Raw genomic sequence first — 12,834 nt, 5'->3', positions numbered from 1 at the left:
TTACCTCACACCCGCGTAATAAATAATGCAGCGGCACCCGGACCGGCGTGTGTTCCGATAACAGAGCCGATCTCTGTTTGCCGGATGCTGCGTATGTTCAGCTGTCCTTGAGCAAGAGCTGCAAGCTCAAGCGCCAGCTCATTCTTATGTGTCCACCCAACTGTCATTTCAATCGGATCATTGCCAAAGTCGCTCTTGAACAAATCGATAATGCGCTGCATCGCTTTCTTCGTCCCGCGCACTTTATCAACCGCCATTACTTCGCCTTCGCTGTCGATCGTCAAGATTGGCTTGATGTTGAGAATCGAACCGAACAAAGCCGCTGCCTTGCCGATTCGACCACCTTTCTGCAAATACTCAAGCGTATCCAGCAAGAAATACATCTTGCGGTCCTTGATCATGTTCTCTACTTTGGTAACGATGGCTTCTTTGGTTTCACCCGCAGCTGCCATCTCAGCCGCTTTAACAGCTAACATACCGCAGCCGTAGGATGCCGATTTGGAATCGATCACCGTAATATCGCCCGGCACATCAAGTAAGGTTGAGCCCAGAACCGCCGATTGATAAGTGCCGCTTAGCGCAGAGGACAGATGAATGGAAATAATGGATGTATCGCTACCTGTACCAAGCACACGTTCGTACGTTTCCATAAACTCTACCGGTGAGGGCTGTGAAGTGGTTGGCAGCATATCCGCTTTGGCCAATCGCTCATAGAATTGATTGTTCGTAATGGTGACTGAATCGAGATACGTGTCCTCGCCGAAAAGCACCTTTAGCGGTACCATTTCGATATTATGCTGCTCACGAACACGCTTTGGAATATCCGCCGTACTGTCCGTTATGATCTTGATCGCACCCATTCCAGCACCCCCTATTCCACTGCAAATAGATATGGATAAAGCGGTTGTCCGCCTTCGTGTACTTCAAGCTCTGCATGCGCAAAGGTGTCGGTTGCCCATTGTACGAATTCCGCAGTTACCGCCGCATCTGCTTGTTCGCCTGTGAGAATCGTAACCAGCTCACCGCCGTCTTCAAGCATTCTGGCGAGCAGCTCCCGGCAAGTTTCCTGCAAGCTCGGGGAAGCCGTCACAATGGCCTTCTCCATGATGCCGATATAATCGCCTTCATGAATCGTAATGCCGTCGATCGAAGTATTCCGTACCGCATTCGTTACTTGGCCCGAACGTACCTGCTTCGCAGCTTCGCCCATCGCTTCCGTATTCTCTTCAGCAGTACCGTCTTCCTTAAAGGCCAGGACAGCTGCCAGACCCTGCGGGATATTCTTCGTTTGTATAACGGTTACATTTCGCTCGCATAGCTCTGCAGCTTGCTGCGCAGCCAAGATGATGTTGCCGTTATTCGGCAGTAAATAGATATGCTCGGCCGACAGCGATTCGATCGCATTGACGAAATCCTCCGTCGATGGGTTCATCGATTGTCCGCCGGACAGCACGACATCCACATTGTTATCCATGAAGATCGATGCAATGCCTTCGCCCATAGCGACTGCAATGATGCCGAACGCTGCCCACTCATGGGCCGATTCCGCCGTGATCGACGCAGCCGGCGTGCCTGTGAGCACTTCCGAAACCGCAAGACCGAGCGCAGCTTCCTCTACAATCGCCGTTTCCTTCAATGGATCCTCGTGGATCGCAGGTACTGTTGTGCTGCTGTTTAGATGAGCGGCTTCTTCATGAAGAAGCTCACGATGCTGCTCACGCATATTAAGAATATGAATTTCAGTTAGCTCTCCGTAGGGCAGCGCGTAGTTCAGCACATCCCCCGGTTTGCGCGTATGAACATGAACTTTAATGATTTCATCGTCCGCAATGACAAGAATCGAATCCCCGTCCCTGCTTAGCATGCCTTTGAACAAAGCTTCATCGAAGCGAAGTGCATTGCGTGCTGCGAGCTTTCGATTAATGAAAAATTCCATATCGTATAAAAATTCAATATTCTCGGTTTCCAAGCGCGATTGCGCGCTGGACAGCACTTGGTTGGGACGTGGAACCGATGGAGCCGGTACAGCCTTCATTGCTGGGAACAGCTCAGGTGATGCTGCCTCCGAACCGATAGGACTGTCATCCGCAGAGCCCAAGTTTTCGGTTAATGCCTGTAGGAAACCTTCATAAATACATACAAGTCCCTGACCGCCGGAATCCACTACACCCACTTGTTTAAGTACCGGCAGTAAATCAGGCGTACGTGCAAGCGATTCATTTGATTTGGTAACAACCTCGCGCATCATCTCTGTCATATCTGTTGTGCGCTTAGCGATCGACACCGCATGTTTAGCCGTATCTTTCGCAACGGTTAGAATCGTCCCTTCAACCGGCTTGACGACAGCCTTGTAAGCCATGTCGACACCGTTCTGAAGTGCTGCAGCAAACTGCACCGGATCGATCTGATCCGAGTTGACGATACTTTTGGCGAACCCCCGGAATAACTGTGACAAAATAACGCCGGAATTCCCGCGCGCGCCCATCAGCAATCCTTTAGAAAGCGCTTCCGCAACTTTGCCTATTGCTGGGGAGGATTTGCTCTGCAGCTCGCGTTTTCCTGACGTCATCGTTAAATTCATATTCGTCCCGGTATCACCGTCCGGAACCGGGAACACATTCAGCGCATTGATGCGCTCAACATTTCTTTGCAATCTTTCCGCTCCGCTCAGTACCATACCCGTAAAGTCTGAGCCGTTAATAAAGCGTTTAATCAAACGTATTACCCCTTCCTACCGAGATACCCGTACGCCTTGGACAAAAATATTGATGACGTCTACCTTGACGCCGATGACCTCATTCATCACATATTTCACTTTCGACTGAATATTATGTGCGACCTCGGAAATTTTTGTGCCGTAGCTAACGATGATGTACAAATCAATGTGTAAGTAGTCGTTCTCTCGGTGGACTTCAACACCGCGCGATAAATTATCTCGACCAAGCAGCTCGGCAATGCCGTCTTTCAGCTGCTTTCTTGAAGCCATACCTACCAGTCCATAACAATCCAGTGCCGCTGAGCCGGCAAGAACGGAGATAACATGGTCGGTTATGAAAACATTGCCTAAATCCGAATTAATCTGCAGGGGCATGGAAAACCACTCCTTCACCGTTATTATTATGGACTAAATAACATTGTACTATAAATAATGACGATTTTGAAGCCCAATGCCCATTTTACGACCATTTTCTGCATTTTAAGCGCTTTATATACCTCAGATAAGGAAACTTCAAATGCTTGATGAATGTGATTTGTTATGTTATTATATTGGAGTCTGTTTATTTGCAGTGAATCTTCAAGGGAGGTGTATTCCATGTCTCGCAAATGTTTCATTACGGGCAAAGGTCCAGGGGTAGGCAATCATGTTTCGCACGCTAACAACAAAACTCGCCGCACTTGGGGCGTTAACGTTCAAAAAGTTAGAATTCTTGTTGACGGTAAACCAAAACGCGTTTATGTCAGCACTCGTGCTCTGAAAGCCGGCAAAGTGACTCGTGTATAACGGCATTAAGCCATGGACAAAAAGCACCTGATTCAATCAGGTGCTTTTTTGCATGTCTAGGCACAGGAGGGACCAAATGCTGTGCTCTGTGCTCAGGATGCTGCATGTCGAACCGTTCCTTAGGCGACTTCTGCCTGCATGACAGCCGCTAGTTCTTTTGGAACGTATTCAGAATCGCCTTCACGAAGCCACCCAAAAACTTCGGCAGCTTGATCGTGTAAAATTTCATGCTCCACCCCTCCTAAGAGTTTTGCGTCAGCAAAACCGTTCATAAGCATAAGCTCTAGTTTTGCGTGTGCGTGTGCGTGAGCAAAACGTTCTTCGTATGCTGAATAAACATCCGTAACGGTCCTCTCAGCCTTCATCAGACAAATAAAAAAGGCTACAAGAACGTTCGTTCATGTAACCATCCTATGCGATCTATGATTGTCCTATTCCAAACAAGGGGTCATCCGCCTGACCTAGGTAGTAGTCATTGGATGCGCCCTAGCGTAAAGCACAACGGCAATCACAATGGTAAAGAACAGAAAGAATAGCAACGACATCACACCAAATACGATTCGCGACCGCAATGATGTAAACCGCTTAAAATAGAAGATTGCAATAACCAGTGCAAGAATGGAGAACAGAAAATTGACGCCGGTTTTTACATTTGGAAATATCGCCAGCATCAGTCCGCAGCCCAGACTAAACAGCGTGCATAGCAGACCTTTCTTTAACCAATCGGGCATCTTTAGTCGTCCTCCTAACGCAGTGCTGAAATAGCAGCTGCGCGATCCTGTTCAGTGAATACGGCATTGCCGGCAACGAACACATCAGCACCCGCTTCTCTGACAAGCTTCGCAGTCGTTGCATTAATACCGCCATCGACCTGGATGAGCATATCTCCAAGACCGCGTGATTCAAGCAGCCCGCGCAGCTGGCGGATCTTCTGCAGTGATTGAGGAATGAACTGCTGTCCCCCGAAGCCCGGGTTTACGGTCATAATTAACACCATATCCAGATCGTCCAGCACGTTCTCCAACACGTTAATCGGCGTGGCCGGATTCAGCGCAACGCCGACAGGCAATCCGGCTTCTTTGATTTGGTGAATAACACGGTGCAAATGAACGCATGCCTCGGCGTGTACCGTAATACGATCAGCTCCTGCTGCCACATAAGACGAAATGTGCAGTTCCGGACGCTCGATCATCAGATGCACGTCAAAAACAAGCTTAGTGGCTGGACGAACAGCGCTAATGACAAGGGGTCCAAAGGTCAGTGTCGGGACGAAATGGCCGTCCATGACATCAATATGAATCCAATCCGCTCCGGCACGCTCCACGTCTTTGATTTCGTCTGCAAGTGTCGCAAAATTAGCCGACAATATCGATGGTGCTATGATAGACATTTCAGTACCTCCGCTTTTTCTCTTTCATTTCCTCCATGAACAGCACGTAATTGCTATGGCGGCTGGGCGCGATTTCCCCGCGCTCCAGCGCTTCCAGCACCGCGCATTCCGGTTCATGGATATGTGTGCAGCCTCGGAATTTGCATCCTGAAGAAAGCTCGCGCATCTCCCTGAAACAAGTACCTAATTCTTCGATGCCAAGCTCGGCAAAATCAAGCTGACTAAAGCCCGGTGTATCAGCAACATAACCGCCGCCAATATCGACAAGCTCTACATGACGGGTGGTATGTTTACCGCGGCCAAGTCGGTTGCTGATCGCGTTTGTCTCGAGCGTGAGACCGGGTACGAGCGCATTGAGCAGCGAAGACTTCCCAACACCCGATTGACCGGCGAACACCGCCAGATGGCCTTGCAGGCGCTCTGACAGTGCCGGAGTTCCCTCGCCTTGCCTTGAGCTCGTCACCAGCACCTCGTAGCCGATCGGCTGATAAATGCGAAGCACGTCGCTCATGGCAGTACGTGCTTCTTCTGAATCCTCGCCGTCCTCAGCGAGATCCTGCTTGCTAAGGCAGAGTACCGCTTGGATGCCGGCATGCTCAATATGAACAAGAAACTTATCAAGAAGCTGCAAGTTCAGCGCCGGCTCCGTCACCGAGAAGACCAGTACGGCAAGATCAATATTCACAACAGGCGGCCGAATCAGCTCCGAGCTGCGCGGCAGAATTCGGTTTACGGCTCCCTCGCCGTTCTCCGTCTCTTCATATTCGACAACATCACCAACGAGCGGTGATTCGCCGCGTTTCTTGAAGATGCCGCGGGCTCTGCACTGGATCGGCTCTACATCGGAGGCGGCATCGATCGGCCTTACATAATAATAGCCGCTCAACGCCTTGACGATCCTTCCTGTCAAATCGGTCTTGTTATTGGACGGTCTCGTTTGTGGTCGTATTGCCATCAGTCGGATTCTCCTCAGTTTGCGCCGGCTGATCTGCCGGCGGCGTTTCAGTGCCTGGGACCGTTTCCGGCGCCCCGGTTTCACCTGATTTTACATCTTCATACGTTTTGGAGAAGGTGTCGGTAAATTGATTGTCTCGGTAAATGGTAACCATCGCTTCCGTGTTCGGATCAAGCACGACCTTAACCGGGAAGGACTGGGTATCTTTAATTTTCCGTTTACCCCACTCAATATTCTCACCGCGGGCATCGGTATACGTAATGCGAATTTCGCTCGTCTTGCCGGCCACCGCCGGTGAAATGACGATATTGAACGTATATTCGATCGCTTCCTCCGGCAATCCGGAGCTAACCGTGAGTGTGATATCGGCTCCCTCGGATACAGGTGCCTCGGGATCGAAAGGATACTGTGCGATAACGGTTCCTTTCTCTTTGTAGCTTGGTTCACGCACGATATCGGCCTCGTTAATTTTAAGACCTTTGGACTTGATAAGCGCAATTGCATCTTTCTCCGACTTATCGATCAGTTTCGGCATAGGGAACGTTTCTTTCCCTTGGCTGACCGTTAGGTTGAATTTCACCGTCTTCGGATCAAATTCGGCGCCTACCTCAGGGCTCTGTTCCAAAACAGTACCAGGCGTCTCATCGCTGAAGATTTCATCCTTGGAAATACTGTCTTGGGCTACGCCCAGCGCAACCAGCGCCGCGACCGTATCTTCATAGGACTTGCCCGTGTAGCTGCTGGCAGTCGCCAGCTTCGGCCCTTTACTAACGTACAGCTTTATGAATGAGCCTACCTTCACCCGTTGATTCGGTTTCGATTGCTCATAGACGATGTCCTTCTCAACCCCTTCTTTATCGGTATAAATCGAGGGCTCTTCCACTTTAAGACCGGCACCTTCAAGCGTGGTTCGGGCTTCCGTTTCCGTCATATTGACCACATACGGCACATCTACTTCTTCAATATCGAACCAGCTTAAAACGGTCATGGCCCCCCAATAAACAAGAGCAATGATAATCAACGTTGAAGCCACCGTCACGACAGGCTTGACCCATCTGCGTTTGCGAGGCTCCTCTTCAAGACCGCTTGAATTCCAACGATCCTGATCTGACTGATCGGCTGATATTTTCGCTTTCTCAATCGGCGCGCCATTCTGCTCGGTTCTTACACTCGATATCGTGTCGGTCATCTTATCGGCAATGCTGCCGCGAATGGCGGGCATGACACGGGTCTCGTCAAAATCCGAATTCGCGAATGTAACCTTCGGCTCTTTCAATCGCTCCGGCTGCAAGCAAGTTTCCAGATCGAGGAGCATCTCCTTGGCGGATGCATAGCGTTCAGCCGGATTCTTCCGCATCGCGCGCAAAATGACATTCTCTACACTTTGCGGTATGTACGGGTTCATTGTTCTTGGCTCGGCGAACGTTTCTTGCAAATGCTTCAGCGCTACGCTGATCGGGCTCTCACCTAAGAAAGGCAGCTTCCCCGTCACCATTTGGTACAGTACGATTCCAAGCGAATACAAGTCGGACTTCTCGCCGGTTACGACACCCTTCGCATGTTCCGGTGAGAAATAATGAACGGAGCCCACCACAGAACCGGTTTGGGTAATTGTCGAAGAGGTTACCGCGCGTGCAATGCCGAAATCGGTTACTTTCACGCGGCCATTCTTGCCGATGAGTATATTATGTGGTTTGATATCACGATGAATGATTTGATTATAATGCGCGTGTTCAAGTGCATCGCAAATTTGAATGGCTATACGAACGGCTTCCTCCGTTTGCAAAGGTGCGCGTTCTTTTATAATCTCATTAAGATTGTTGCCTTCGACATACTCCATCACGATATAATGCGTATCATCTTCTTGTCCGACATCATAGATGCTTACGACATTGGAATGCGACAAAGAAGCTGCCGATTGCGCCTCGCGTCTGAAGCGACGAATAAACTCCTCATCATGCACGAACTGCTGACGCAGCACTTTAACCGCAACATTGCGATTGAGCAGGATATCATGGGCTTTATAAACAAGCGCCATGCCGCCTCCGCCGATGCGCGTAATAATTTCATATCTTCCGCCTAATTCATGTCCTATCATGTCGATCACCCCTCGAGCTCTGTGTCTTCGGCATGATGCAGCAGCACTACTGTAATATTGTCGTCTCCGCCGGCTTCCAGTGCCAGCTGAACGAGCCGATCTGCTTTTTGATCCAAATTGAGATCATCCTGCCCTAATGTCTCGATGATTGCCGAAGTACTCGCCATAGTCGTCAGACCATCGCTGCATAACATAAGCAAATCACCGGCTCGCCAGGACGTGCAAATGATATCTACTTCAACCTCTTCATCTGTGCCGAGTGCACGCGTAATGACATTCCTTCTCGGATGGACCGCCGCTTCCTCAAGCGTGATCTGACCCGATTTCACCAGTTCTTGAACAAGCGTATGATCTTCAGTCAGCTGAGTCAGTACGCCTTCTCTCCATTTGTAAACCCGGCTGTCCCCGATATGACCGATGACTCCGTTATCGTCTTGTATAAGTGCGGCAACTACTGTAGTTCCCATATTATGAAATTGCTCGTTATTGGACGCCATGTCAAAAACAACTTCGTTCGCTTGCAGAATAGCCTGGCTCATCAGCAGCTTACGCTCTTCCAAAGACAGCGCAGCAGAAACGCCCTGGAGCGCCTCCCGGAAGGTATCTACCGCCAATTGGCTTGCCACTTCACCTGCTTTGTGACCGCCCATGCCATCGGCAACTATGGCCACGGTCAGGCCGAACTCATAAGAGTCCGACCAAGCCGTGTCTTCATTAATGGATCGAATACGCCCAACATCGCTCCGATAAGCGATTTTCACAACTCATCACCCCGCCGTAGACTCCATATGTTTAGCACGTAGTTGTCCGCAAGCTGCTGCAATGTCATGACCTTGTTCTCTGCGGATGGTGGCATTGATATTGTTCTTCTCCAATATGCGGTGGAACTCGAAAATCTGCTCGCGCGGGGTCCGCACATAGTCGCGCTCCGGTACGTGATTGACCGGAATCAAATTCACGTGGCAAAGCATGCCTTTCAGAACGTCCGCCAGCTCTTGAGCATGTTCGCTTTGGTCATTCACGCTGCCTATCAAAGCATACTCAAATGTGATTCGGCGGCCGGTCTTAGCGATATAGTAGCGGCAAGCTTCCATCACTTCTTCGAACGGGAAGCGGCGGTTAACCGGCATCAGCTTCGAACGGAGCTTATCGTTAGGCGCATGAATGGAAATCGCCAAATTGATCTGCGTATTCTCTTCGGCGAATTTGTACATGCTTGGCACGATGCCGCTTGTCGAAACCGTAATGTGACGCTGGCCGATATTCAGCCCTTTCTCGTGAATCATGTTGCGAAGGAACGTCATAGTCGCATCATAGTTCTCGAACGGCTCGCCGGAACCCATGATGACGATGCTCGATACGCGTTCTTTCGTCGCGTCAAGCATTTGCTGAGCCACGACTACCTGCGCCACGATTTCACCGGCGGTTAGGTTGCGTTTCAGACCGCCAAGCGTCGAAGCACAGAACGTGCAGCCGATCCGGCAGCCGACTTGCGTCGTCACGCAGATGCTGTTTCCATAGTTATGACGCATAATAACCGTTTCGATCGCATGATTGTCATGCAGACCGAATAGGAACTTCACCGTACCGTCCTTCGATTCGAATTTCGTAATCTCGGTTAACGTGACGAATGCAAATTGCTCCTCCAGCTTCTGGCGGAGACCCTTCGAGAGGTTGCTCATCTCTTCAAAGCTCTTCACTCGTTTCGCATAAAGCCACTCAAACAGCTGCGTGCCGCGGAAAGCGGGCTCGCCATTCTCTTTCATCCAGTCTTGCAATTGTTCTAACGTATAGTCGTAGATGAACGGTTTCATCGATTTTACACCTGTTTCTTTTATCAAAATATGTGCTGAGCCCTCTTGATAAGAGTGCCCCTGATTATTTTACCACAAACGCCCATAACAGGCCACTTGATGCTGTCATGGGCGTTTTTTACGGTTTGTAAAGGTTTATTGAACCCGCTTCAAACGAGCAATGAAAAACCCGTCGCTGCCAAACTGCTGCGGCAGCAGCTGAACCATGCCACTGAAGCTTTCATCTATTACATGACCTTCTTTAAGCGGCTGCAGAATGCGGGAAGACCAATCAGCATCGAGTTGATACGCAGGCTGATTCGCGAGAAACTTCTCGATTTGCCCTTCATTCTCTTCCCGTTCTATCGTGCACGTACTGTACACGAGCGTACCGCCCGGCTTTACGAGCTTGGCCGCTACCTGAAGCAGTTCCGTCTGCAATTCAGCTATCGCCTGAACATCCGCTTCGCTCTTCGTCCATTTGATTTCCGGCTTGCGTCTGATGACACCGAAGCCGGAGCATGGCGCATCCAGCAATACCAGATCGAAGCTTTGCGGCTCGAAGCGTGAAGCAAGCTCCAAAGCATCACCGGTAATCGCTTCTACCGCGTTCAGTCCGAGGCGCGCGGCTTGCTCTTCAATGAGCTGCTTCTTGTGCGGATGAACGTCGTTCGCGAATACGTGTCCGCGATCCTCCATCAGCTCCGCCAGATGCGTCGTCTTGCCTCCGGGGGCTGCGCAGCAATCCAGTACCTTCATACCCGGCGCCGGCGCGCACACTTCAGCAACAAGCATCGAGCTCTCGTCTTGGAGTGTCCAGAGTCCGGACTGATACCCCTCTGACTGAGCAAGGTTTCCGCCGCCGTTAACGATGACCGCCGCATCAGAGAGCTTCGATGCAACAGCGTCGTACCCATTGTCCGTGAGAAGGCCGATTGCTTTGTCACGAGATAAGCGCAATGGGTTCACGCGCAAGCTGCTGTGAGGCGGTTCATTGCCGGATGCGCAAATTTGCTCCGCTACAGTCTCGCCATAGCTGTCGATCCAGCGTTTGACGAGCCAATCCGGGTACGAATGCGTAATGCCGATCCGTTTGACCGGATTCGCATTTTCAATCGGCTCTTTCAGCTCGGGCAAGCTGCGCTCCAAATTACGGAGCACGCCATTGACCATGCCCGAAATCCCGCTATGGCCGCGCCGCTTCGCAATGGTCACCGCTTCGTTCACGGCAGCATGCGCCGGTATCCGATCAAGCAGCAGCAATTGGTATGCGCTCATGCGAAGCAATACGAGCACCCAAGGTGTCAGCTTGTTGAATCCTTTCGTTACAAGGATGTTCAGCCTGTCATCGAGCAGACGCTGATGCTGTATGGTGCCGTATACCAGCTCCGTTGCCAGCCCGGCATCTTGCCGCGACAGCTGTGCGTCCTGAAGCGCACGATTGAGCTGCAAGTTGCTGTACGCTCCGGCTTCTGCCACCTTCACAAGCGTATCAAGCGCAACCTCGCGCGCCGTCTTACGTCTTGGCTGCTGCTGTTGTTTCTGCTGTTTCACACCGTTAGCTGCACCGTTTGGTTTCTTGCCGTTCCGTCCTTGCCCGGTTGCGACGCCTCCGGACCCTTTACCGCGATTGTTCGGTCCGCTGCTCATGCTTCGCCACCGCCGAACAAGGTGCCTGCTTCAAGCCTTGCACCTTTCAGCCATTCCACGGCATCCATTGCTTTCTTCCCGGCAGGTTGAATATTCGTCAATAGCAGTGATCCTTTGCCTGTTTGGACAAGGATACCCATATCGGACAGGTTCGTAACCGTTCCTGGCGCTGCTGTATCATGGCTGCGATCGACTGCTCGGCAGCCCCACACCTTGAACGGCTCTCCATTCCACATCGTAAAACCGCCTGCCATCGGGGAAAGTCCGCGAACCTGATTATAAATCTGGCCTGCCTCTCGGCTCCAGTCGATCCGTTCATCCTCACGCGACAGATTTGGCGCATATGTAGCTTCATCATGATTTTGTACGATCCGGTTCGCCGTACCGGCTTCGATAGCCGGCAATGTTTCGGCCAGCAGCTTCGCACCGGCTTCCGTTAATTTCTCAAACAGCGTGCCTGAAGTATCATCTTCCGCAATCGGAACCTCAACAACGCTGATCATGTCGCCGGTATCCAATCCTTCTGCCATATACATAATGGTCACGCCGGTCACGCGCTCGCCATTGATAATGGAGCGCTGGATCGGAGCGCCGCCGCGGTAACGCGGCAGCAAGGAGCCGTGAACATTAATGCAGCCGAGTCGCGGTACTTCCAGCACGGCTTTCGGTAAAATCTGTCCGTATGCCGCAGTAACGATAAGATCCGGCTGCAGCTCGGCAATTTTCTGCACGGTATCGGATCCGCGCAGGCGTTCCGGCTGTGCGACAGGCAGGCCGCGAAGAAGAGCCGCTTCCTTAACCGGAGGCGGCGTCAGCGTTTTTTTGCGACCTTTCGGGCGATCAGGCTGTGTGACCACCAGCTCTACGGTATGTCCTGCGGCAAGAATAGCCTCTAAAGATGGAACGGCAAACTCAGGCGTTCCCATAAATACGATTCGCATCTATTCACTCTCATTTCGGGGAGGACGGCTCGCCGTATCGTAGATCGAAACCGCGATATCCGTAAACAATACGCCATTCAAATGGTCGACCTCATGCTGAAAAGCGCGCGCCAAAAAATCGGTCGCTTCCATCTCAAACGTTATGCCGTTGCGATCCTGCCCTCTTAGTTTAATGCGCTGTGCGCGGTTAACGTCACCGCTGATTTTGGCAATGCTAAGGCAGCCCTCTGGTCCAAGCTGTTCGCCTTCAGACTCGATGATCTCCGGGTTGACCATTTCAATTAAGCCGTGATCATCCCCAACATCAACAACGATCACGCGTTTGGAGATGCCTACCTGCGGCGCAGCCAGACCTACCCCGTCCGCGTCGTACATCGTCTCCGCCATATCGCGAAGCAATTTATGCAAATTCGCATTAAATTTGGTCACCGCTGCCGCGCGCTCGCGCAATACCGGATCCGGATCTTGAACAATCAGTCGAATAGCCAATCTTATGACCTCCTAT

Annotated in this window: 14 protein-coding genes; 1 reads left to right on the top strand and 13 read right to left on the bottom strand. The window is 51.2% G+C overall.

Annotation, left to right across the window (positions count from 1 at the left end):
• Window positions 1–5: 5 nt before the first annotated feature.
• Genes BM412_RS06730 through BM412_RS06720 form a run of 3 tightly spaced genes read right to left on the bottom strand, consistent with a single transcriptional unit; the run spans window position 6 to window position 3,091 of the window.
• Window positions 6–860, bottom strand: coding sequence for a DegV family protein (locus BM412_RS06730; RefSeq protein ID WP_091215489.1), 855 nt, complete (start codon window positions 858–860; stop codon window positions 6–8).
• 11 nt (window positions 861–871) lie between these two features.
• A complete protein-coding gene (locus tag BM412_RS06725) occupies window positions 872–2,677 on the bottom strand; it encodes a DAK2 domain-containing protein (protein WP_091220247.1) in 1,806 nt (601 codons plus the stop codon).
• A 54-nt stretch (window positions 2,678–2,731) separates the two neighbouring features.
• Entirely contained in the window at window positions 2,732–3,091 is a 360-nt protein-coding gene (locus tag BM412_RS06720; protein ID WP_090978269.1) for an Asp23/Gls24 family envelope stress response protein, read from the bottom strand.
• A gap of 222 nt (window positions 3,092–3,313) precedes the next feature.
• Between BM412_RS06720 and rpmB the strand changes: the two genes are divergently transcribed.
• Complete coding sequence (gene rpmB / locus BM412_RS06715; protein ID WP_091215486.1) at window positions 3,314–3,502, top strand: 50S ribosomal protein L28; 189 nt, start codon at window positions 3,314–3,316, stop codon at window positions 3,500–3,502.
• 148 nt (window positions 3,503–3,650) lie between these two features.
• Here rpmB and spoVM read toward each other — a convergent pair whose 3' ends face one another.
• From spoVM to def, 10 genes are all read right to left on the bottom strand, one after another.
• On the bottom strand, window positions 3,651–3,731 hold the full coding sequence (gene spoVM / locus BM412_RS06710; protein ID WP_010345573.1) for a stage V sporulation protein SpoVM: 81 nt from the start codon (window positions 3,729–3,731) through the stop codon (window positions 3,651–3,653).
• Window positions 3,732–3,963: 232 nt separating this feature from the next.
• On the bottom strand, window positions 3,964–4,233 hold the full coding sequence (locus tag BM412_RS06705) for a hypothetical protein (RefSeq protein WP_091215484.1): 270 nt from the start codon (window positions 4,231–4,233) through the stop codon (window positions 3,964–3,966).
• 14 nt (window positions 4,234–4,247) lie between these two features.
• Window positions 4,248–4,892, bottom strand: a complete 645-nt coding sequence (gene rpe / locus BM412_RS06700; protein ID WP_091215481.1) for a ribulose-phosphate 3-epimerase — start codon at window positions 4,890–4,892, stop codon at window positions 4,248–4,250.
• Between the two features lies 1 nt (window position 4,893).
• Window positions 4,894–5,847: a ribosome small subunit-dependent GTPase A gene (gene rsgA, locus BM412_RS06695; RefSeq protein ID WP_091215479.1), complete on the bottom strand. Its 954-nt coding sequence runs from the start codon at window positions 5,845–5,847 to the stop codon at window positions 4,894–4,896.
• The gene (gene pknB, locus BM412_RS06690) at window positions 5,813–7,945 is read right to left on the bottom strand and encodes a Stk1 family PASTA domain-containing Ser/Thr kinase (protein WP_091215476.1); all 2,133 of its coding nucleotides are present in this window, start codon (window positions 7,943–7,945) and stop codon (window positions 5,813–5,815) included. Before pknB ends, rsgA begins: the two co-directional genes overlap by 35 nt.
• 5 nt (window positions 7,946–7,950) lie before the next feature.
• Window positions 7,951–8,706, bottom strand: coding sequence for a Stp1/IreP family PP2C-type Ser/Thr phosphatase (locus tag BM412_RS06685; protein ID WP_091215474.1), 756 nt, complete (start codon window positions 8,704–8,706; stop codon window positions 7,951–7,953).
• 6 nt (window positions 8,707–8,712) lie between these two features.
• Entirely contained in the window at window positions 8,713–9,759 is a 1,047-nt protein-coding gene (gene rlmN, locus BM412_RS06680) for a dual-specificity RNA methyltransferase RlmN (RefSeq protein ID WP_091215471.1), read from the bottom strand.
• Window positions 9,760–9,894: 135 nt separating this feature from the next.
• Window positions 9,895–11,388 (bottom strand): 16S rRNA (cytosine(967)-C(5))-methyltransferase RsmB, encoded by a 1,494-nt coding sequence (gene rsmB / locus BM412_RS06675; RefSeq protein ID WP_091215468.1) that lies wholly within the window; start codon window positions 11,386–11,388, stop codon window positions 9,895–9,897.
• Window positions 11,385–12,329: a methionyl-tRNA formyltransferase gene (fmt, locus tag BM412_RS06670; protein WP_091215465.1), complete on the bottom strand. Its 945-nt coding sequence runs from the start codon at window positions 12,327–12,329 to the stop codon at window positions 11,385–11,387. Before fmt ends, rsmB begins: the two co-directional genes overlap by 4 nt.
• Window positions 12,330–12,818 carry a peptide deformylase gene (def, locus tag BM412_RS06665; RefSeq protein ID WP_091215464.1) on the bottom strand — a complete coding sequence of 163 codons (489 nt, stop codon included), beginning with the start codon at window positions 12,816–12,818 and terminating at the stop codon, window positions 12,330–12,332. It abuts the gene before it with no gap.
• Between the last annotated feature and the right edge of the window lie 16 nt (window positions 12,819–12,834).

The organism is Paenibacillus sp. BC26, from assembly GCF_900116125.1.
Taxonomy (GTDB): domain Bacteria; phylum Bacillota; class Bacilli; order Paenibacillales; family Paenibacillaceae; genus Paenibacillus_Z; species Paenibacillus_Z lignilyticus.
The sequence above is the reverse complement of the archived record's forward strand: the minus strand, read 5'-3'. Positions and strand labels throughout refer to the sequence as shown.